19 protein-coding genes are annotated in these 18,364 nt (G+C 73.3%); 10 read left to right on the forward strand and 9 right to left on the reverse strand.

Features of this window, described 5'->3' with window-relative positions; genetic code table 11:
* Nucleotides 1-180 precede the first annotated feature (180 nt).
* Entirely contained in the window at nucleotides 181-1,077 is an 897-nt protein-coding gene (locus ACIQD7_RS31430; protein WP_121827958.1) for a PP2C family protein-serine/threonine phosphatase, read from the forward strand.
* Nucleotides 1,078-1,215: 138 nt separating this feature from the next.
* Nucleotides 1,216-2,250, forward strand: coding sequence for an MASE1 domain-containing protein (locus ACIQD7_RS31435; protein ID WP_402446180.1), 1,035 nt, complete (start codon nucleotides 1,216-1,218; stop codon nucleotides 2,248-2,250).
* Here ACIQD7_RS31435 and ACIQD7_RS31440 read toward each other — a convergent pair.
* Together ACIQD7_RS31440 and ACIQD7_RS31445 are read right to left on the reverse strand one after the other, a co-directional pair.
* Nucleotides 2,240-2,764: an AAA family ATPase gene (locus tag ACIQD7_RS31440; RefSeq protein WP_391058616.1), complete on the reverse strand. Its 525-nt coding sequence runs from the start codon at nucleotides 2,762-2,764 to the stop codon at nucleotides 2,240-2,242. The genes ACIQD7_RS31435 and ACIQD7_RS31440 overlap by 11 nt on opposite strands.
* Before the next feature lie 75 nt (nucleotides 2,765-2,839).
* Nucleotides 2,840-3,349, reverse strand: coding sequence for a hypothetical protein (locus ACIQD7_RS31445; RefSeq protein ID WP_402446183.1), 510 nt, complete (start codon nucleotides 3,347-3,349; stop codon nucleotides 2,840-2,842).
* Nucleotides 3,350-3,592: 243 nt separating this feature from the next.
* Here ACIQD7_RS31445 and ACIQD7_RS31450 point away from each other — a divergent pair, with 243 nt between their 5' ends.
* Both ACIQD7_RS31450 and ACIQD7_RS31455 read left to right on the forward strand, forming a co-directional pair.
* Nucleotides 3,593-4,198, forward strand: a complete 606-nt coding sequence (locus tag ACIQD7_RS31450) for a hypothetical protein (protein WP_402446186.1) — start codon at nucleotides 3,593-3,595, stop codon at nucleotides 4,196-4,198.
* 406 nt (nucleotides 4,199-4,604) lie between these two features.
* Nucleotides 4,605-5,264 carry a GPP34 family phosphoprotein gene (locus tag ACIQD7_RS31455; RefSeq protein WP_402446189.1) on the forward strand — a complete coding sequence of 220 codons (660 nt, stop codon included), beginning with the start codon at nucleotides 4,605-4,607 and terminating at the stop codon, nucleotides 5,262-5,264.
* Between the two features lie 49 nt (nucleotides 5,265-5,313).
* Here the strand turns inward: ACIQD7_RS31455 and ACIQD7_RS31460 are convergent, their stop codons facing one another.
* A complete protein-coding gene (locus ACIQD7_RS31460; protein WP_402446191.1) occupies nucleotides 5,314-5,691 on the reverse strand; it encodes a hypothetical protein in 378 nt (125 codons plus the stop codon).
* Between the two features lie 64 nt (nucleotides 5,692-5,755).
* Nucleotides 5,756-6,361: a TetR/AcrR family transcriptional regulator gene (locus ACIQD7_RS31465; RefSeq protein WP_402446194.1), complete on the reverse strand. Its 606-nt coding sequence runs from the start codon at nucleotides 6,359-6,361 to the stop codon at nucleotides 5,756-5,758.
* A gap of 94 nt (nucleotides 6,362-6,455) precedes the next feature.
* Here ACIQD7_RS31465 and ACIQD7_RS31470 point away from each other — a divergent pair, with 94 nt between their 5' ends.
* On the forward strand, nucleotides 6,456-6,908 hold the full coding sequence (locus ACIQD7_RS31470) for a VOC family protein (RefSeq protein WP_402446196.1): 453 nt from the start codon (nucleotides 6,456-6,458) through the stop codon (nucleotides 6,906-6,908).
* A 32-nt stretch (nucleotides 6,909-6,940) separates the two neighbouring features.
* Here the strand turns inward: ACIQD7_RS31470 and ACIQD7_RS31475 are convergent, their stop codons facing one another.
* The 4 genes from ACIQD7_RS31475 to ACIQD7_RS31490 form a co-directional block, all read right to left on the reverse strand.
* Entirely contained in the window at nucleotides 6,941-9,412 is a 2,472-nt protein-coding gene (locus ACIQD7_RS31475) for a polysaccharide lyase 8 family protein (protein WP_402446199.1), read from the reverse strand.
* A gap of 175 nt (nucleotides 9,413-9,587) precedes the next feature.
* Entirely contained in the window at nucleotides 9,588-9,980 is a 393-nt protein-coding gene (locus ACIQD7_RS31480; protein ID WP_121827949.1) for a fic family toxin-antitoxin system, toxin component, read from the reverse strand.
* A gap of 2 nt (nucleotides 9,981-9,982) precedes the next feature.
* Nucleotides 9,983-10,282 carry a hypothetical protein gene (locus ACIQD7_RS31485; RefSeq protein WP_402446202.1) on the reverse strand — a complete coding sequence of 100 codons (300 nt, stop codon included), beginning with the start codon at nucleotides 10,280-10,282 and terminating at the stop codon, nucleotides 9,983-9,985.
* A gap of 213 nt (nucleotides 10,283-10,495) precedes the next feature.
* Entirely contained in the window at nucleotides 10,496-11,476 is a 981-nt protein-coding gene (locus ACIQD7_RS31490) for a hypothetical protein (RefSeq protein ID WP_402446204.1), read from the reverse strand.
* Between the two features lie 289 nt (nucleotides 11,477-11,765).
* Here ACIQD7_RS31490 and ACIQD7_RS31495 point away from each other — a divergent pair, with 289 nt between their 5' ends.
* On the forward strand, nucleotides 11,766-12,320 hold the full coding sequence (locus tag ACIQD7_RS31495) for an NUDIX domain-containing protein (protein WP_402446207.1): 555 nt from the start codon (nucleotides 11,766-11,768) through the stop codon (nucleotides 12,318-12,320).
* Between the two features lie 82 nt (nucleotides 12,321-12,402).
* Here the strand turns inward: ACIQD7_RS31495 and ACIQD7_RS31500 are convergent, their stop codons facing one another.
* Nucleotides 12,403-12,990, reverse strand: coding sequence for a GNAT family N-acetyltransferase (locus ACIQD7_RS31500; RefSeq protein ID WP_402446209.1), 588 nt, complete (start codon nucleotides 12,988-12,990; stop codon nucleotides 12,403-12,405).
* 253 nt (nucleotides 12,991-13,243) lie between these two features.
* Here ACIQD7_RS31500 and ACIQD7_RS31505 point away from each other — a divergent pair, with 253 nt between their 5' ends.
* The 4 genes from ACIQD7_RS31505 to ACIQD7_RS31520 all read left to right on the forward strand — a co-directional run bounded on the left by ACIQD7_RS31505 (nucleotide 13,244) and on the right by ACIQD7_RS31520 (nucleotide 18,151).
* Nucleotides 13,244-14,677 (forward strand): Gfo/Idh/MocA family protein, encoded by a 1,434-nt coding sequence (locus tag ACIQD7_RS31505; protein ID WP_402446212.1) that lies wholly within the window; start codon nucleotides 13,244-13,246, stop codon nucleotides 14,675-14,677.
* A gap of 46 nt (nucleotides 14,678-14,723) precedes the next feature.
* Entirely contained in the window at nucleotides 14,724-15,746 is a 1,023-nt protein-coding gene (locus ACIQD7_RS31510) for an NEW3 domain-containing protein (protein WP_402446214.1), read from the forward strand.
* Between the two features lie 125 nt (nucleotides 15,747-15,871).
* The gene (locus ACIQD7_RS31515; protein WP_121827944.1) at nucleotides 15,872-16,984 is read left to right on the forward strand and encodes an AI-2E family transporter; all 1,113 of its coding nucleotides are present in this window, start codon (nucleotides 15,872-15,874) and stop codon (nucleotides 16,982-16,984) included.
* A gap of 138 nt (nucleotides 16,985-17,122) precedes the next feature.
* The gene (locus ACIQD7_RS31520; RefSeq protein WP_161373106.1) at nucleotides 17,123-18,151 is read left to right on the forward strand and encodes a DUF5954 family protein; all 1,029 of its coding nucleotides are present in this window, start codon (nucleotides 17,123-17,125) and stop codon (nucleotides 18,149-18,151) included.
* The last annotated feature ends 213 nt before the right edge of the window (nucleotides 18,152-18,364 follow it).

Raw genomic sequence — 18,364 nt, forward strand, 5'->3', positions numbered from 1 at the left:
GGGGATGGTCGCCACCCGGTTGCGGCCGGGGCGGGGGCCGGGGGCCGATGAGATGCGGGGGCCGTCTCCTCCGGGCAGAGTAGGGAAGGCCCTGTCCCTACCGAGGTGGTCTCCTATGGTCTTACGCACGGGAAACGGGACGAACTGACGCGAGGGACCCTCGCGACGCCGGAGTGAGCGATGTTCCAGAGATGGCCGGCCGACAGCAGCGAGGAGCTGCTGGTCAGACTCGGGTCGCTGACCGCCCGGGCACGCGAGCTGGCCGAGACGCAGCGCTCCCGCGTCGAGCTCGCCGTGGCCCTGCAGCGCGGGATGCTGCCCCCGGACCTTCCCAGCCCTCCGGGCGTCCGGCTGGCCGTCGGCTACATGCCCGCCAACCACGGGCTCAACGTCGGTGGCGACTGGTACGACGCCTTCACCCTGCCCGACGGCCACATCGGGATGTCCATCGGCGACGTGCAGGGGCACAACATCGAGGCCGCCGCCTTCATGGGACAGGTCCGGGTGGGGCTGCGCGCGCTGGCCTCCGTCACCGGGGACCCCGGGGAGCTGCTCGCCCGCACCAACGACCTGCTGGTCTCGCTGGGCGCCGACCTCTTCGCCACCTGCACCTTCCTGCGGCTCGACCCCGCCGCGGGTACCCTGGAGTGCGCGCGGGCCGGTCACATCCCCCACATCTGGGCCACCGCCGACGGCCGCTCCGGCATCGACGACGGCGAGGGCGGGCCGCCGCTCGGCGTGCTCCGCGGGGTCGAGTACCCCGTCACGCGCCACCGGCTCACCACCGGCGGCGTCTTCGTCCTGCTGACCGACGGGGTGGTGGAGGGGCCCTCGCTCCCCCTCGACGACGGCCTGGACCAGGTGATGCGGCTCGCCGGGATCACCGCCGTCGCCGGTCTCGACGTCGACGCGCTCGCCACCGCCGTCATGAAGCTGGCGAGCACGGTGGGGCACGAGGACGACGCCGCTGTCCTGGTCGTCGGGCACGACGGCGGTACGGCGTGGCCGGGCAGGAGGCGGGGGAAGCGGCTGAACGGAGGGCCCTCTCCCCCGGTCGGCCCGCCCCCGGACGGGTGACGCCCCGTGCCCGGCGCCGGGAGCGGGCCGGACGGGACCGGATCGGACGGGACCCGCGCCGGGCCGGGCGCGTTCCGCCCTGCGGTGCCCGACACGCAGGGGGTCCTTGCCCGGCGGGGGCGGCCCGGCCGGTGTCTGATGGCTGACGTGTTGGTTACTCGGCAGTTCCGGCTCCCCACGGAAGCGGTCCTGGCCTCGCTGGCCGTGGCCGCCTGCTACTACGCGGCCGGACGGCTCGGCCTGCTGGGCCGCCTCGTCGTCGAAGGCGTGGTCGTCACGCCCATCTGGCCGCCCACCGGCGTCGCCGTCGCCGCCCTGCTGCTGCTCGGCGTGCGGGTCTGGCCCGGCATCGCCCTCGGCTGCTTCCTCGTCATCGCCTCCCTCACCACCCCGGGGCTCACGACGGTGGTCACCGTCGTGAGCAACACCGCCGCGCCGCTGTGCGCCTTCCTGCTGCTGCGGCGGGTCGACTTCCGGCTCGACATGGCACGGCTGCGGGACGGGATCTGTCTGGTCTTCCTCGGCGGGTTCGGCGCCATGCTGATCAGCTCGACGGCGGGGGTCGGGCTGCACGTGGCGACGGGCTCCCTGGAGGAGAGCGAGTTCTGGCCCGTCTGGCTGGCCTGGTGGGCGGGCGACACGATGGGCGTGCTGCTCGTCACTCCGCTCCTGCTCGCGTTCGCGGGCGCGATCGGGCGGTTCCGGATGCGGCGCTGGATGGAGGCGCTCTGTCTGGGCCTCGTGGCCCTGGTCCTGGTGCCGCTGGCCGTGGTCAGCCCGATGAGCCTGCTCTTCCTCGTCTTCCCCCTGCTGATCTGGACGGCGCTCCGCTTCCAACTGGCGGGGAGCGTGCTGTGCGCGCTCTTCGCGTCCGTGCTCACCACCTTCGAGGCGACCGCCGGGCAGGGCGCGTTCGTCCATCTGTCGGACGTCGAGATCATGCTCAAGCTCCAGGCGTTCAACGGCTCCGCCGCCCTGACCGCCCTGCTGCTCTCCTCCGTCATCACCGAGCAGCGCGCGACCCGCCGGTCGGTGCGCCGCGCCTGCGAGGAACTGGCGGAGGTCCTGGAGCACCTCGCGGCGGGCGAGCCCTCGCCGAACCCGTCCGCCGCCGGGCACCCGCCCGACCCCACCGGGAGCCGGGCGGCCCCGTCGAAGCCGCTCAGCCCTTGACGGCCTCCGCGATCCGCAGGGCGACCCCGTCGGGCGTGAGGTGCGTGGTGTCGACGACCTCGGCCTCGGCGTGCAGCCACGTGCGGGCCGCCTCGGCGTAGGGCTCCAGGTGCCGGAGGCGGAACGGGGAGTCGGGGCCGAGGACGGTGTCGTTCGCGATGCGCCCGCGGAGGGTGTCCGGGTCGGCGTGGAGGACGAAGTGCCGCACCGGAACGGCGTGCCGGGCGAGGCCGGAGCGGATCTCGCGCCAGTACTCCTCGACCAGGACGGTCATGGGGATCACCAGGGTGCCGCCGGTGTAGTCGAGGACGCGGCGGGCGGTCTCGACCACGAGCGGCCGCCACGGCGGCCAGTGCTGGAAGTTGTCCGTCTCGGGCAGCCCCGGCGTAATGTCCATGAGCGTCTCGCCGACCTTCTCGGCGTCGAACACGCGTGCATCCGGGATCAGCCGCCGCACGAGCGCGGCGGTCGTCGTCTTGCCCGCGCCGTGGGTGCCGTTGAGCCATACGATCATGCGAGCGACGCTAGCGGTGCGCCGGGCGAGCGGGCGCCTTTCCGGCCATCGTCCCTCCGTGCGTGGGCGGGGGTGTCAGAGATGGGCGGTCTCGTCGTAGAGGCGCCGGTGCCACCAGCCTTCCCCGCGGTGCGGCCGCCGGTGGGCGAAGGGGTCGGGGAGGGTTCTGCGCCGGAGTTCGTCGTCCAGTCGTGCCAGGAGTGCCTCCAGTTCCCGTCGCGGGCGCGGAGGGAGCCTCCGTACCGCCAGTTCGAGGAGGTCCCGGGCCACCGCGGTGTTCTCCCAGAGCTCGTGTTGCGCGCAGCCGCAGACGGACAGACGGAGGTACAGGTACCTGCCCGGCAGGGAGAGGAACCAGCGGTAGGCGGCGAGGGCTTCCCGGGTCGCGCCGAACCACAGTCCCTCGTCGTCCGGGCGCCGGCACTCCTCGCGCTGGATCGCGGAGACCGTCCGGGAGGAAAGACCGGCTATGCGAACGGGCCAGGAATGCCGGACCCGCTCGTCCGGCCAGGGGCCGGTGCCCGCGTACAGCCGACGGGGTACCACTCGTCGCGCGCGCAGCGCGCCGGGCCGTCTACGCGGCATGGGCCTTTCGGAACGGTGTCATGGGAATGATCATGACAGCGACGCGGCGAGACTTCCAGAGGCCCGGGCCGGCCGTCCGCCCCTTCCCTTCCGACGCGAGTGCCCGCACGGGCGGGCGGTGGGGCGTTTCGTACGTTTGCCCGGGAGGAGCGGTGGAAGAGTTGACTCCGACGACCGGCCGGCCGGGTCGCGGTCGGGGCGGCCGGACCTCCTCGACGCCATGACCCGAACGGGAGCCCTCCGTTGCGCTTCTACGCCCAGACACCCGCACGCCGGAACCGCCAGGTGCTCGTGGACCTGATCGCCCTGGCCCTGATCGCGGTCTCGGTGTGGGCGGCCCTCGCCGTCCGCGACACGATCATGATGCTGGCCGAACCGGGGCGCAAGGTGGAGAGTTCCGGCGACAACCTCGCCAAGGAGCTCGGGGAGGCGGGAGAGGCCGCGTCGGACGTGCCGTTCATCGGTGACGTCCTGGAGAAGCCGCTCCGATCCGCGGCCGACGCGAGCTCCGGCTTCGCCGACGCGGGCGTGTCGTTCCAGGAGACCGTGGGCCAGGTCGCCGACGTGGTCATGGCGGCCCTCATCGTCCTCCCGGTGCTCTTCGTCCTGCTGCTGTGGCTCCCGCCGCGCCTGCTCTGGATCCGGCGCAGCCACACCCTGCGCCGCCTCGCCGAGGCGCCCGGGGGCGACGACCTGCTCGCCCTGCGCGCCCTCACCGGCCCTCCGGGCGCGCTCGCCGGGCTGCCGGTACCGCCCGGCGGCTGGGCCGACGCCTGGCGCCAGGGGGACCCGCAGGCCATCGCCGACCTCAGCGCGGTCGCCCTCAAGCACGTCGGGCTCCGCCCTTGAGGAGCCGGAGGAGACCTCGGGGGCGGGACGCCGAGCGGCCTTGGAGCGCGGCGGGCGCGGCCGGTGTGGTGCCGCCGGTCTTGCGGTAGACGGGGCCCGGGTGGGGCTCGACGGCGCGGGGGCCGAGCGGCGCCGGCGCCGGATCGGGTTCCTTGGTGGCTCTGATCCGTCGGACGGCCCGGGCCGTGTCCGGCGGGCGGCACTGCCGTACGGAGAGCTACACCGTCCTTCCGGAGAGCGATCCGGCGGGCAACATCGTCCTTCTGGCGGGAACTTCGTCCGGTAACAGGGCTTCGGGCGCCCGTGCGGAAGCGATACTGATCGTGGTGGGCGCCCCGTCGCCGGGCAGGTCACGAGCCCGGCCCTCGGGGACGCGCCTTGTCGTCGTCTCCGAGGGGAGCCGTTCATGACCACGGCGAAAGACCTGTTCATCATCGCCATGGAGCCGGGGCCGGAGCGTGCCGTGGGGCAGGGCGACCTGTCGCTCGCGCTCGCGGGGGCCGAGCTGATCGACCTCATCGGCGCGGGGGCCGTCACCGTGGACGGCGACCTCATCGTGCCGGACGGGCCGCAGGCGCCCGACGACCGGCTCCTGGACGAGGCCGCGGCACGGCTCACCCGGCAGCCGCCCTACGAGCGGATCGAGGACTGGCTGTGGCGCCGGGGCCGGGACCTGTCGGCCGCGTACCAGAGCGCGCTGGAGGAGGACGGGGAGCTGACGCGGAAGCGAAGCGGCCGGTTGTCCTTCGGTCCGGAACGCGTGGAACCGGTCGAGACGCCCGCCCGCCGCCGGGCGGCCGACCGCCGGGAGGAGGGGGAGCCGGTCCTGGCCGCCCTCGCCTCGGCCGTGGGCCTCGACGGCGAACGCTTCGACGAGGAGCCCGGTCCCGGCGAAGAGGCCGGTCCCGGAGGGGAGTTCACGCCGGGCGAGGATCCCGGTCTCGGTGACGAGGCCGTGACGACCGTGGTGGCCGCCGTCCACGACGCGGTGATGGAGCTGGAGGCCGTACGCCAGAGGCGGACCATCGAGAGCTCGGCCTTCGCCAACCTCTGGCGCGGGGTGTAGACCGGGTCCGCCGCCCAGGCCGGCGGGCCTCCGCGCCCCGGTTCGGCGGTCAGTCCGCGTACACGAGGAGCAGGCACAGGGCCGCGAAGGGGACGACGCACCCGCCGAGCAGGGCCAGTGCCGCCGGGACCGCCGCCGTCAGCCGTTCCCGTCCCTTGCGTCGGCCCGAGCGGAACACCGCGCGGGCCGGGACGAGCGGCAGCAGCACGAGGGCGAGGAGGACCACCGGCACCACGAACCGGCTGAACGCGGTGGTCCCGGTGTCGGTGGCCGTGTGCCAGGCGGTCGTGCCGAAGACCGCCGCCAGGGCGGCCAGCAGGCCGAACGAGAGGGCCGACGCCACGGCGACGACCAGTCCTTCGGTCAGCCGCTCGGCGCGCGTACGCTCCCCGTGCGCTTCCCCTGCCCCGTCGTGCCCCATGTCCATGTCCGTCTCCCCCGGTACCGCGGCCCGGTGTCACAAGTGCCCCGCGCCCGCAAGGATGATGATCTCACGGGCGTCCGTCCGGGGAAGGCCGGGCCGGGACCCGCAGCCCCGCCAGGAGCCGGTCGAGCGCCTGCCGTGCGGCCCCGGGGTCCCCGCCCCGCGCGATCCAGAGCGCGGTCTCGTTCATCGCCCCCGAGAGCAGCCGGGCCAGGGGCTCCACCGGCTGGTCGGCGATGGTCCCGGCCGCGACGAGGGCTTCCAGGGCCTCGGTGAGGTGCCGGGCGGAGGACCCCTCGTCCAGGGTCCGCCACTCGTCCCAGCCCAGGACGGTCGGCGCGTCGACCAGCAGGATCCGCCGTACCGCCGGATCGGTCCCCGCGTCCAGGAAGGCGCCGCAGCCGGCCCGGAGTTGCTCCCAGAGGTCCGCGTGCCGCCCGGCCTCGGCCGCGACCCGCTCGCCCAGTTCGTGCTGGACCTCGGAGACGACGGCCCGGAAGAGCCCCGCCTTGCTGTCGAAGTGGTGGTAGGCGGCCCCCTTGGTGACCCCGGCGGCCCGGGCCACCTCGGCCAGTACCACGTGGTGGTAGCCGTCGGCGGCGAACCGCCGCCTCCCCTCGGCCAGCAGCGCCCGCCGCGTGGCCGCCCGCTGCTCCGCCCGGTTGACCGCCATCTCCCTCACCCTTCCGTTTTCGCGTACCCCGGGTATGCTAGCGCCACGATTCGCATACCCCGGGTATGCGAAAAGGAGACGGAGGACTCCTGTCATGACGAACGCACCCGACACCATCACGCCCGCGACCGGACTCGGCGGCTTCTACCCGGTGCTCGCCACCGGGGACGTGGCGGCCTCCCGCGCCTTCTACACCCGGCACTTCGGGTTCGAGGTGACCTTCGAGGCGGACTGGTACGTCAGCCTGCGCCGCCCCGACGCCCCGCAGTACGAGCTCGCCCTCCTCGACCACGCCCACCCGACCGTCCCCGAGGGTCATCGGACCGCGCTCCGGGGCGGCCTGCTGCTGAACTTCGAGGTGGACGACGTGGACGCCGAGCACCGGCGGCTCGTGGCGGAGGCCGGGCTGCCCGAGGTGCTGTCCCTGCGCACCGAGGAGTTCGGGCAGCGGCACTTCATCGTCGCCGCCCCCGACGGGGTGCTGGTCGACGTCATCACCGTCGTCCCGCCCGGCGAGGAGTACGCCGCCCTGTACACCGGCGCCTGAGGTCCGGTGCGGGGCGCGGTCGCGCGCGTCCCTCAGCCCAGTCGTACGACCGCCTTGTGGACGGCCGCGAGGGTTCCCGGCGTGACGCGGAGCCGGAGCGCGGCGCCCGTGCCCAGGACCTGGACCGCCGGGTCCCTGGAGAGGACGGCGGAGACGGGGTGGTTCCACGTCAGGTCGATCGTCGCGCCGTCCCGGAGCGGGCCGGAGACGCAGAGCGTGGCCGTGGTGCCCGACTCGCGGATCAGGACCGAGGCGGGGGCGCCGGCCGTGACCGCGCCGACCGTGCCGGCCACCCAGAGGTTGACGCCGGTGAGGCCGAGGGAGGGGACGCGTACGCCCTGGTGGTCGTTGGTGTTGGCGAGGACGGTGACCCAGCCCTGGTCGGCCGCGCGGGCCGCCGTCCGCTCCCGGCTCGCCCCGGGCATGAGGACGTACGCGTACGTCGCCCAGGTCGGATCGGTGCCGTGGTCGAACCAGAGCGTCAGGTACCGGCGGGTGACCGGGTCGGTCACGGCGCCCTGGTTGATCTCCGACCACCTGCCCGTGCGCGCCTGGCGCAGGGCCTTCAGGGAGGCGGGCGCGCCGCCGGGGAAGACGTAGCCGGCGTGTCCCGCGAGGTGCGCCCAGCGGGCCCCGGCCAGCGTGGCGCTCCAGCCGGGCTCCGTGGGCCGGGTCGTGCCGTCGACGGTGAGGGCGTGGACGCCGTGCTCGCCGAGGTTGCGGTTGTCCACGGTCGACTCGACGCCGGTGCCGTCGCGACCGTGGATCCCGGCGCCCAGGCAGACGATCGCGTCGTCGAGGAAGAACCAGGACTTCTTGGCCAGGAGCGTGGAGGACAGCCCCTTCAGGTACTGTCCGACCGCCGCGTACGTGCCGTCCGTCGCCCCGCCGACCCACCGGACGTCGGGCCGGGCGGCGCCCCAGGTGCCGCCCTCGCCGTCGGCGAGCGGCTTGCGGGAGGCGGTGGTGCCGGGCAGCCGGTAGGGGTCGACGGTGGGCCAGAAGTCGTCGCTGTGCTGCCCGTTGGCGAAGGTGTCGCCCCACCAGTAGAGCATTCCCGAGCCGCTGTGCCAGGCGCGCAGGTTCTCGCCGTTGCCGTTCTCGTAGTACGTGATGCGCTTCGAGGCCATGGAGAGCGAGGCCGCCCAGCCGGGCCGCCGGTGCACGGCCCGGTCCATGCCGGGGAAGAGCCGGTGGCCGGCCGGCTCGGGGCTCGGCGCGGCCGGGCCGTCGTCGATCCCCTTGAGGCGGGCGAGCGCGGCGACGCCGAGGGCGGGGCTCGTCAGGAGCGGGCTGTAGTGATCGCGGGCGATCCAGCCCTTGACCATGCCCTCCCAGCGGGCCCTCTCGGCGGTCGAGGCGCTCCGGGCGAGCAGGGCGACGCAGGCGATGATCCCGTGGCCGCGCAGGTGGTCGTCCTGCCGGACGGCCCGGGTGTCGGTCTTCTGCACGCCCCGGCTGACCGCCCGGCCGGAGACGGCGTCCATGGCAAGGCCGTTGAAGAGGAAGGGCGCGTACGCCTTCTCGACCGAGTCGAGCACCACCTGCCGGCCGCCGTCGGTGACCTCCCAGGCCGAGCCCTTGAGCAGGGCGAAGAGGAGGGAGAGGCCGCCGAGCATGACGGCTCCGTACGAACCGGCGTAGGGGACGTAGGTGTGCTGGACGAAGCTGCCGTCGGCGTAGAGGCCGTCGCCGGAGGTGACGTACGGGAAGACGGGCGAGAGCGCGTCGCGGGCCAGGGCGAGCTTCGCCGGGGACTTGCCGAGGACGCCGCGCAGCGCGATGACGCGGCAGAGGTCGACGCGGTTGGCGCCGGTGGAGGTGCCCGTGTAGTGCGCGACCGCGCCGTCCGGGACGAAGTGGTCGACGGCGGCGCAGTGCGCGGCGACGCGGGCGGCGCCGAGGTGGTCGTACAGCAGGACGTCGATGTCGAGCAGCGCCTGCGGGGCGCCGATCTGCCAGCTGTACCAGTTGCCGTACCGGGCCCGGCCCGCGCGGTACGCCTGGTCGTGGAGCTGGTCGAGCCCGGCCAGGATCTGGTCGCGGAGCCCCGGGTCGCCGGTGAGGCCGGTGCCGGGCTGGGCGTACGCCTCGGCGAGGGTGCGCAGCCGCGTGTAGCTGTTCTGGAGGTTGCCGGAGTACGCGTACGACTCGGGGTCCGTGTCCGGGTCGGGGTCCGCGTAGGGGAGGTCCGGCCAGAGGGAGCCGTTCGCCGGGACCATCGCGGCGCGCAGGTCGCGGGCGGTGGCGCCGAGCGCGACCAGCTTGGCGGCGAAGGGCTCGGCGCCCGCGTCGAATCCGGTGCCGAGGATCAGGTCGCGCCAGGTCAGGCGGAGGGCGTCGTAGGCGTCGGCGGCGTGCGCGGGGGACGGCGCGGCGAGCGGGAGGGCGAGCGCGGCGGTGCCGAGGGCGGCGCGCAGCAGACCGCGACGGGAGAACGGGGACCGAGGAGAGGAGGGCGAGGACGAGGAGGGTGACGAAGACGACGGAGGTGATGAGGGCATGGCGAGGCAGACCTCTCGGGTGGGCGCGGGGAAGGGCGCCCGGCGGCGGCTTGGTGGCCGACAGCATGACCGAGATAGAAAGCGATTACTACCCCTGAGGGAGGCCGGAGTTCCGTTCCGGAGGGGACGGGGGTGGAGGCCGGGAGGGGCGGGGGCCTTCTCGCCCGACGCCCCGTCATTCCTCCTGCGCGCGGTCGCCGGTGCTCCAGGTGCGGAGGAGTTCGGCGATGCGGGCGGTGGTGGTGCGGGGGTCGTAGAGCTCGTGCGCGAGGGCGGTGAGCTGGGCGCGGGTGGGGTCCGCCGGGATGCCGCCGGCGTTGAGGTACATGACAGCGACGGCGCAGGCGACGGTGAGGTTGGAGCGCTCCAGCCAGCGGCAGCGGCCGAGGGTGTGGACGAGCGCGGCGGCGCGGGAGTAAGGGCCGTCGTAGACGGGCTGGTCGAAGAGCTCGGCCCGGTGGCGGGCGACGGCGGCGAGGGGGACGCCGAGGTCGTCGGGGGCGGGGTCGGCGCGGCCGGCGCGTTCGGTGACTTCGAGGATCCAGGACAGGTCGATGTGCAGGGCCATGCTCACGCAGCGGCGCCCCGGTCACGCCGGGCGGGGGTGCGCGGGGAGGCGGGGCCGGCCGCGAGGGCGGCTTCCAGACCGGTCTCCAGGTCCGCCTCCAGGTCGTCGAGGAAGCCGCCGTGGGCGTCGATCACCTTCTGGGCGGCGGCCATTCCGGCCGCCCGGGCGCCGCTGGTGTCCTCGGCGATGAGACGCTCGATGTACCGGTTGAAGTCCAGGCCGCGAGCGGCGGCCGCGTCCTTGCCTGCGGCGAGCATGTCGGGGGTCAGGCGGAGCTGGGTCTGCTTCCTGGTGCTGCTCATGCACAGCAAGGTAGCAGGGTGGTAGCAGGCGCGCGAGGGGGCGATCCGTTTGTCTAGGTCACCGTCGAACGGACGGCGGGTCCGCGTCACGCGGCCACGTCGAGCGGGCCCGACCCCTGGGTGTCGGCGTTTCGGTTCCCTCGACGAAGCGACGAGCTCGCCGGGTCAAGCCTTCGGGCGCCTGAGGAATCAGCGGCATTCGGGGGTCCGCCGTCACGGTTGCCGCCTCTCGTGGGGAGAGGTCGGCCGTGGAGCGCTGGACCAGCGGACGGGGGCGCCATCGGGGCCGCCGGTGAGCCAGGAACCGTCGCCCAGGGGCACCAGCTCGTACGGGTTGCCCGCCTCGACGGTGAACTCGCCGCCGAGGGTGCCCGTGCGTACGTCGACCAGGTGGTGGCGGAACCATTCCTCCTCGTCCTGGCTCTCACCGCCCAGGGTGACGATGGCCGTGTCCTCGGTCAGGTAGCCGCCGCTCCATTCCACGAAGGACTCCTCCGGGTCGTACCCGAAGGCTTCGACGGGGAGGGCGAAGAGCACCTCCCCGTCGGGGTGGTGGTGAAAGGCGACGTCCGCCTGCCCGTGGTCCACGGTCATGAACTGGCGCCCGGACGGAGCCAGGTCGATCAGGCAGCGGTCCTGCCACGGGTACGTCACGAACTCCGGCTCGCCGTCCGCCCCGACCGTGCCCCGGAGGATGACGGAGCCGTCCTGGCCCTCACCGATGTCGAGGTAGATGCTGCCGTCCACGGGATGCACGTGGTGGAAGGCGCCGTGCCCGACCGTCTCCAGTTCCCGGCGGGCGACGACCGCACCCGTGTCGGCGTCGTGCACGACCCACTGGTCCCCGTCCCCGCGTCCCGCCATCGCGTCCGGCCGGTAGACCCACACCGTCCGGCCGTCCGGAGACAGCGCACAGCCGGGCCGGTGGCCCCGGCGTACGTCGGAGTGCGGTGCGAAGTCCGAGGCCCACACGAGGTCGCCGGCCCGCGTGAGGCAGACGACTCCGTTCAGCGTCGTGTACACGACCCGCTCCAGATCCCGCCGGACCACCGACGCCACGACCTCCTCGCCGTCCCTCGGCTGGAAAACCACTGCGGGCTCCAGCGTCCCGTAGACGTCGGGACCCACGACGTAGGCGTGGATCCGCCCGTCGCGGAGACGCGTGATGACCTTCGGTGGCGGCTCAGGAGTCATCCGCCGAGGGTAACGCCCAGCTCAAGAACCATCGAGAGCAGTACGTCTCGACGACCCAGGGTTACGGAAGCAAGATCCGCCGAGGAGGAATCTCGGTCGCAGCGCACCCGGCACGAACGGGCTTTCACCCTTTCACGGGTTCCGCATCACGTCCGAAAGACATGCGTTCGAGAAGCCGGGGGTCCTCGTTGAGCCTGGCGACACCCCGACTTCCCCCGGAGGCCTACGACATGCTCACGCGACTCGACGCGGCGGTGCCTCTCCATGCCCGCCGTCCAGGAGGTGCCCGTTGAGCGGCGGGCGGCACACCGTGCCGGTGGACGTGCACCTGATCGCCGTCCGCGACGGGGAGAAGGGGCCCGAGGTACTGCTGTCCAGGCGGACCGGGGCCGTCTACGCCACGGGGCACTGGCACTTCCCCTCCGGACACGTCGACGGGCCCGCCGAGGACGTCGTCGCCGCGCTCGTCCGCGAGACGCGCGAGGAGACGGGCCTGGTCGTGGAGCCGGAGGACGTGCGCGCCGCGGTCACCGTGCACCACCGCGCACCGGCCGGGAGCACGCGGGTCGGCTTCTTCTTCGAGGTCCGCCGCTGGTCCGGGACGCCGGGCGTCGTGGAGCCCGAGGTGTGCGACGGCATGGGGTGGTTCCCGCTGGACGCCCCGCCGGAGCCGATGGTCGCCTACTGTCGCGCCGGGCTGGACGCGTACCGGACCGGTGCCGGGGTCGCGCTGCACTTCCAGGAGCCGGGCGATCCGATCGGCCACGACCCGGCCGTGGACCGGCTCCGCGTCGTCCCCGCGCGGGCGACCGGCGGGACCGGCGGAACCCGCAGACCTTCCTGACAGGCCGGTCCTCCCGACGAGCCGGGCGGGCATCCACCGGAGCCGTCGCCCGCTTCCGGCAGCGGCGTGACGCCGTACGGGGTCAGATGTCGCCCCGGACGAGGGCGTGCAGGTGCTCGTCGTGCCATCCGTCCGCGTGCAGCAGCGCACCGCGCATGGTGCCTTCGAGGGAGTATCCGGCCCTGTCCGCCACGCGGCAGGACGCCGGGTTGGCCACCGAGTGGCAGAGGCGCAGGCGGTGCAGGCCGAGATCGTCCAGGGCCCAGGCGCCGAGGCGCTTCACGGCTTCGACCGCCACACCGGCACCGCGCGCGGCGGGAAGGAGCCAGTAGACGATTTCGGCGCTGCCGCCGGCGAGGTCGACGTCACCCCATCCGGCCAGCCCCACCGGTTCCCCGCCCGGTGGCGCGACGGCCCAGATCGTGCTCAGTTCGGCCCGTCGGCGCTCGTGCATCCGCGCGATCCTCCGGCACGCCTCCTCGGGCGTCTCCACCGACAGGCGGTTCCACCGGCGGATGTCGGGGTCCCGGGCGGCGGTCATCAGGGCGTCGGCGTCGGAGAGCCGCCAGGGGCGCAGCTCCAGGCCGTTCGGGAGGTCGAGCACCGGTTGCTCCGCCTCGGCCATCCGGCCCGCGGGAACGACTGCCGGTATGCGTGAGCCGGAGATCATCGCGGCATCCTGCCACAGTCCTCGGCCACAGCCTTCGGCCACGGGCCGGGTCCGGCCTCCGACACCCCCGACGGCACGTGGAGGTGAAGAGCCGTCAACGCGCTCGCCGTGTGTCCATATGCGCGAAACTCCCCGATCTCTGCTCGATCCTGCTTACAACCCGCCCTCATTGAACACCTATTGACACGCACCTGATCGCCCCGTCAGAGTCGTCACGCGTCCGCTGCCGTATGCCTTGAGGAGCGATGAACCCATGTCAAAACTCCCCGCAGTCTCACGCCGCCTGCTCCTGGGAGGCGCTCTGGCCACCACCGGAGCGCTGGCGACCGGGGTGGGGTCCGCCCCCGACGCGGCCGCGGCGGTGACGGCGGCGTCCGCGCCGCGCCGGAAGCCGGGCCAGAAGTCGATGATCGAGGTGCCCTACGAGGTCCACCGGACGGTGCGCGTCGGCGTGATCGGACTGGGCAACCGGGGTTCCGGCATGACCACGGGCTGGTCCGTCGTGCCCGGCTGTACGGTCACCGCCGTCTGCGACGTGCGCGCCGACCGCGCCAAGCGGGTCGCGGACCGGCTCGTCGCCGCCGGCAGGCCCCGCCCCGCCGAGTACGGCGGCTCGGCCGACGCGTACGCGCAGATGCTGCGGCGGGACGACATCGACCTCGTCTACATCGCCACGCCCTGGGAGTTCCACTACGCGCAGGGCAAGGCCGCGCTCCTCGCCGGAAAGCACGTCGTGGTCGAGCTGCCCATCGCCACGGAGCTCGACGAGCTGTGGGACCTCGTCGACACCTCCGAGCGCACCCGCAGGCACCTCATGCTCTCGGAGAACTGCAGCTACGGCCGCAACGAGCTGGCCATGCTCAAGATGGCGCACGAAGGCCTCTTCGGCGACGTCACCAACGGGCACGGCGGCTACCTGCACGACCTGCGCGAACTGCTCTTCTCCGACACGTACTACACCGACGCGTGGCGCCGGCTGTGGCACACCCGGAGCACCGCCTCCTTCTACGCCATGCACGGTCTCGCGCCGATCGCCGCCGCCATGGACATCAACCGGGGCGACCGGATGACCACGCTGCGCGCCACGGCCACCGAGCCGAAGGGGCTGGCCGACTACCGGGCGCGGTTCGTGCCCAGGAACCACCCCTCGTGGAACGAGACGTACGTCAACGGCGATCTGGTCACCTGTCTGATCGAGACGGCCAAGGGCCGGATCATCCGCGCCGAGCACGACGTAAGCTCCCCCCGGCCCTACAGCCGGATCAACTCCCTCGCCGGCAGCCGGGGCATCTTCGAGGACTACGCGGGCGTGCTGTCGGCCGGGGGCGGCCGCGTCTACGTCGAGCCGGACCACAGCGGACACTCCTGGCGGTCCTTCGACTCCTACCGCAAGGAGTTCGACCACTGGCTGTGGAAGAAGATCGGTGACGACGCGGAGAACAACGGCGGTCACGGCGGCATGGACTACGTCCTGCAGTGGCGGACGGTCCAGCTCATGCGGGCGGGCCTCGTGCCCGACATCGACGTCTACGACTCGGCTGCCTGGTGCGCCCCCGTCCCCTTGAGTGTCATGTCCCTGGCGGCTAAGGGGCGTCCCGTGCAGATCCCCGACTTCACCCGGGGCGCCTGGGTCAACCTCCGCACGGGCCTCGACTCGCGTGTCACCGAGATGCCCCCCGTCGTCTGACGCCGCCTCCGTCCCCGCCCCCCTCTCCGCCGTGAAGGAGCAGTACGTGAGACCAGCAGGACTGATCGGATCGCTCGGGACCATGCTCGTGGCGGGAGCCCTCGCGCTCCTCCCGCTATCGACCGCGGTCGCGGCCCCGTCGGCGCCGTCGGCTTCGACCGCGACCCCGGCCACGGCCACGGCCACGGCCACGGCGGTGACGATCTCCCCCGTCGACCTGGACGGCCCGGCCGTCTCGACGGTGAAGGTGACCGTCACCAACGCGGGGCCGGAGCGGATGCGCTCGCTGAAGGTGTCCTTCGGGGGGCCGACCGGCTGGGCCGTCCAGCCCTCGGTCCTCCAGGTGGGCGGTTCCCTCGCCAAGGGCGCCTCCGCCGAGGCCACCTTCCGGATCCAGGTGCCGGAGCGGCGTCCCGGTTTCACCGTCCGTACGTTCACCGCGACCGCGATCTACCGGGGCGGCGACGGAGCCGGGTCCGCCACCGGGACCAGGACGCAGCACAGCGGCACTCCCCTGGCGAACCTGGCCGCCGCGTACAACAACGTGGGGGTGACCGACGAGAGCGACACGAGGCCCGGCGACTACGACGGCGAGGGCAACAGCTTCTCCGCGCAGAAGCTCGCCGCCGCCGGGCTGCGCCCCGGCGGGACCGTCAACGCCCTGGGCGCGGAGCTCCGCTGGCCGAACGTGCCGAGCGGGACCAGGGACAACGTCTCCGCAGCGGGGCAGGCCATCGCCCTGAGCGGCAAGGGCGGCAAGCTCGTCTTCCTCGGCTCCGGCGTCACGAGCGGGGCGTCGGGCACCGCGACCGTGTACTACACGGACGGGACGAGCGGCACCGGCTCGTTCGGGTTCCCGAACTGGTCGTTCGACCCGGCGAACGCCCACGGCGCGACCCTGGTGGCGTCGAGCGACGGACGCAACCGGCCCGACGGGTACGGGAACGCCGGCATCGCGTACCGCGTGTTCGCCCACTCGATCCCCCTCGACCCCACCAAGCAGGTGGAGTTCGTGGTGCTGCCGGGCAACGGCAACATCCACCTCTTCGACCTGGCCATCGCCTCCTGACCCCCTCGGGACGGCGGGCCGCCCCGGGCGTCTTCCCCCGACGCCCGGGGCGGCCCGCCCGGCCGTGGAGCGGGTGGCGGTGACGGTGGTGAGGAGCGGGACGGCCGTTCACTAGGGTGAGGGCCATGCCTGCCATGCTGAGTTCAACGAAGACCGCCGCCGCACTACGCACGGCGGCACGCGTTTCCGCCGAGTCGTTGCTGGTCCTGTTGATGGCGGCGGTGACGCTGTGGATCCTGGGCCGCATGTGGTCGGTCGTCTGGCCGCTCATAGTGGCCCTCTTCCTCACCACCATGACCTGGCCCCTCGCCCGTTTCCTGCGGAGACTCGGTTGGCCCCCCGCCCTGGCCGCGGGCGTGGTCACCGTCCTCTTCCTCGTGGTCGTCGCGGGCATCGTCGCGCTGATCGCGGTGCCGGTCGCGTCCCAGTCCGGGGAGTTGGCCGACGGTGTGGTGGAGGGCATCCAGAAACTGCGCGAGTGGGCTGCCGGGCCGCCGCTGAACATCGGGGACGACCAGATCTCCAGCGCCTTCGACACCGCGGTCGCGCGGATCCAGGACAGCGTCGGCAGCATGGTCACCACCGTCGTCACGGGGGTGAGCACCGTGTTCAACGGGCTCGTCACCGCCGTCCTCGCGCTCTTCCTGATGTTCTTCTTCCTCAAGGACGGCCCGCGCTTCCTGCCCTGGCTCACCCGCCAGCTCCCCGGCCGCCTGGCCACCGACGTGCCCGTCGTGGCCGCGCGGGGCTGGGAGACCCTGGGCGCGTTCGTGCGCTCGCAGGCGTTCGTCGGCCTGCTCGACGCGGTGTTCATCGGTCTGGGCCTGTGGTTCCTCGACGTGCCCCTGGTGCTTCCGCTGGCCGTGCTGACCTTCGTCTCCGCGTTCGTGCCGATCGTGGGAGCCCTGTTCGCGGGGCTGGTCGCGGTCCTCATCGCGCTGGTGTCGAACGGCCTGACGGACGCGCTGCTCGTCCTCGCGATCATCGTGGTGGTGCAGCAGCTGGAGGGCAACGTGTTCCAGCCGATGATCCAGAGCCGCGGCCTCGGTCTGCACGCGGCGGTCGTCCTGCTCGCGGTGACGCTGGGCGGCAGCCTGGCCGGCATCGTGGGCAGCCTCCTCGCGGTGCCCGCGGCCGCGCTGATCGCGGTGGCCTGGAACTACCTCCGCGAACAGCTCGCCGCTCCCCCTCGGGAGCCGGACGCCGAAGAGCCGCACACCGCCGCCGTACCGTCCTGAAACCCGCCGCCCCCTCCCGGACGTCCGAGTCCCGGGAGGGGGCGGCGGTGTCTCGAAACGCTTCCCGTTGTCACCCGTAAGTTGAGGTGATGGGCCGATCACCGGACCGGCCGCCGGATCGGGCACCACAATGCGCGCATGGACGAACACTGGAAGCGACGACTCGACAGAATGCGTGCGGGCCTCGTGCGGGAGGGCGACCCCGTCGCCTGGGTGACCGAGGTGGACGCCGCCCAGGCCGTCACGCGGTATCCACGGCTCGCCGTTCGCGGTTCGCTGTTCGGAGTGGCGGCGCGGGAGGCGGGGGCCGACGCCCCGTGGCGGGTGGTGATGCCGGTGCAGACCGGGATGCCGCAGGAGGCCCGGGACGGCCTGCAGTCGAAGTTCTTCTTCTGGGCCAAGGACGACACCGATGATCCGGAGGTGCGGCGCGAACTCCTCGCGGCCGTGCGCGTTCTCGAACGGGAGCCGGTCGACGAGGTCGTCGTCATGGGGACCACGTACCGGATCGTGCGCGGCGACGAGGTCGCGCGGACGGGCGCCGACGGCCTGGAGCCGCCGCGCCCCACCGATCCGGAGCCGGTCTTCCGGGTCTGGGAGCGGCAGCGCGGCGCCCGCCGCTGCCTGGACACCGACGCCGTGCTCGATCCGGAGAAGGCGAGCGGGCTCATGGCCGAGGCCCTGCGGATCGGGCTGCGGGAGTTCCACTACGAGGGGAAGCGCTACCCCGCCGCCGTCCGGGCCGACTCCCGGAAGGCGGTCACCACCCATCCGGACATCGCCATGCTGCCCGTCGGCTTCGGCGCCGTGGAGCGCGCCGGTGACGTCTGGCAGCCGCTCGGCGGCCTGGCGCCGACCCCGCACGAGGCGCGGCGGGACCTGTACGGGGACCTCACCGATCTGTGGGCGCGGCTGTACAAGTGGGACGACGGGAAGCGGGAGCGGTACCGGCGGGCCGGTGAGCTGTTCCGGGCGGCCGAGCGTGCCGACCGGGTGCAGGTGGACGGCCGGGAGTTCCGGATCTGCCGGGTCGAGCGGCTGGTCCGGTTCGGTCCCGACGGTCCCGAGGGGCCGCGCCCCTCGGACGTCGACGAGTACGGGCCGACGAAGATGCACCCGCGCATGGACGAGGACGGCACCCTGCACTACGAGGAGAAGGACGCGTAGCGGACGCGGCGCGTCGTCTTCGCGCACCCGGACGGAGAGCCGTTCCGTCCGGGTGCGCGATACGGCCGATCGGAGGGGCGTCCTCCGTCCGCGAGGGCGCCCCTCCCCGGAAAGCCCGTGCGACCTGGCCCGGAGCCCGATCCTGAGGGGCCGGCACGGGCCGGTGTCGCACAAGGATCGTCCCGCCGTCATGGTTCCGTCACACCACCGTCG

This window comes from Streptomyces sp. NPDC093071 (assembly GCF_044754545.1).
GTDB lineage: Bacteria > Actinomycetota > Actinomycetes > Streptomycetales > Streptomycetaceae > Streptomyces.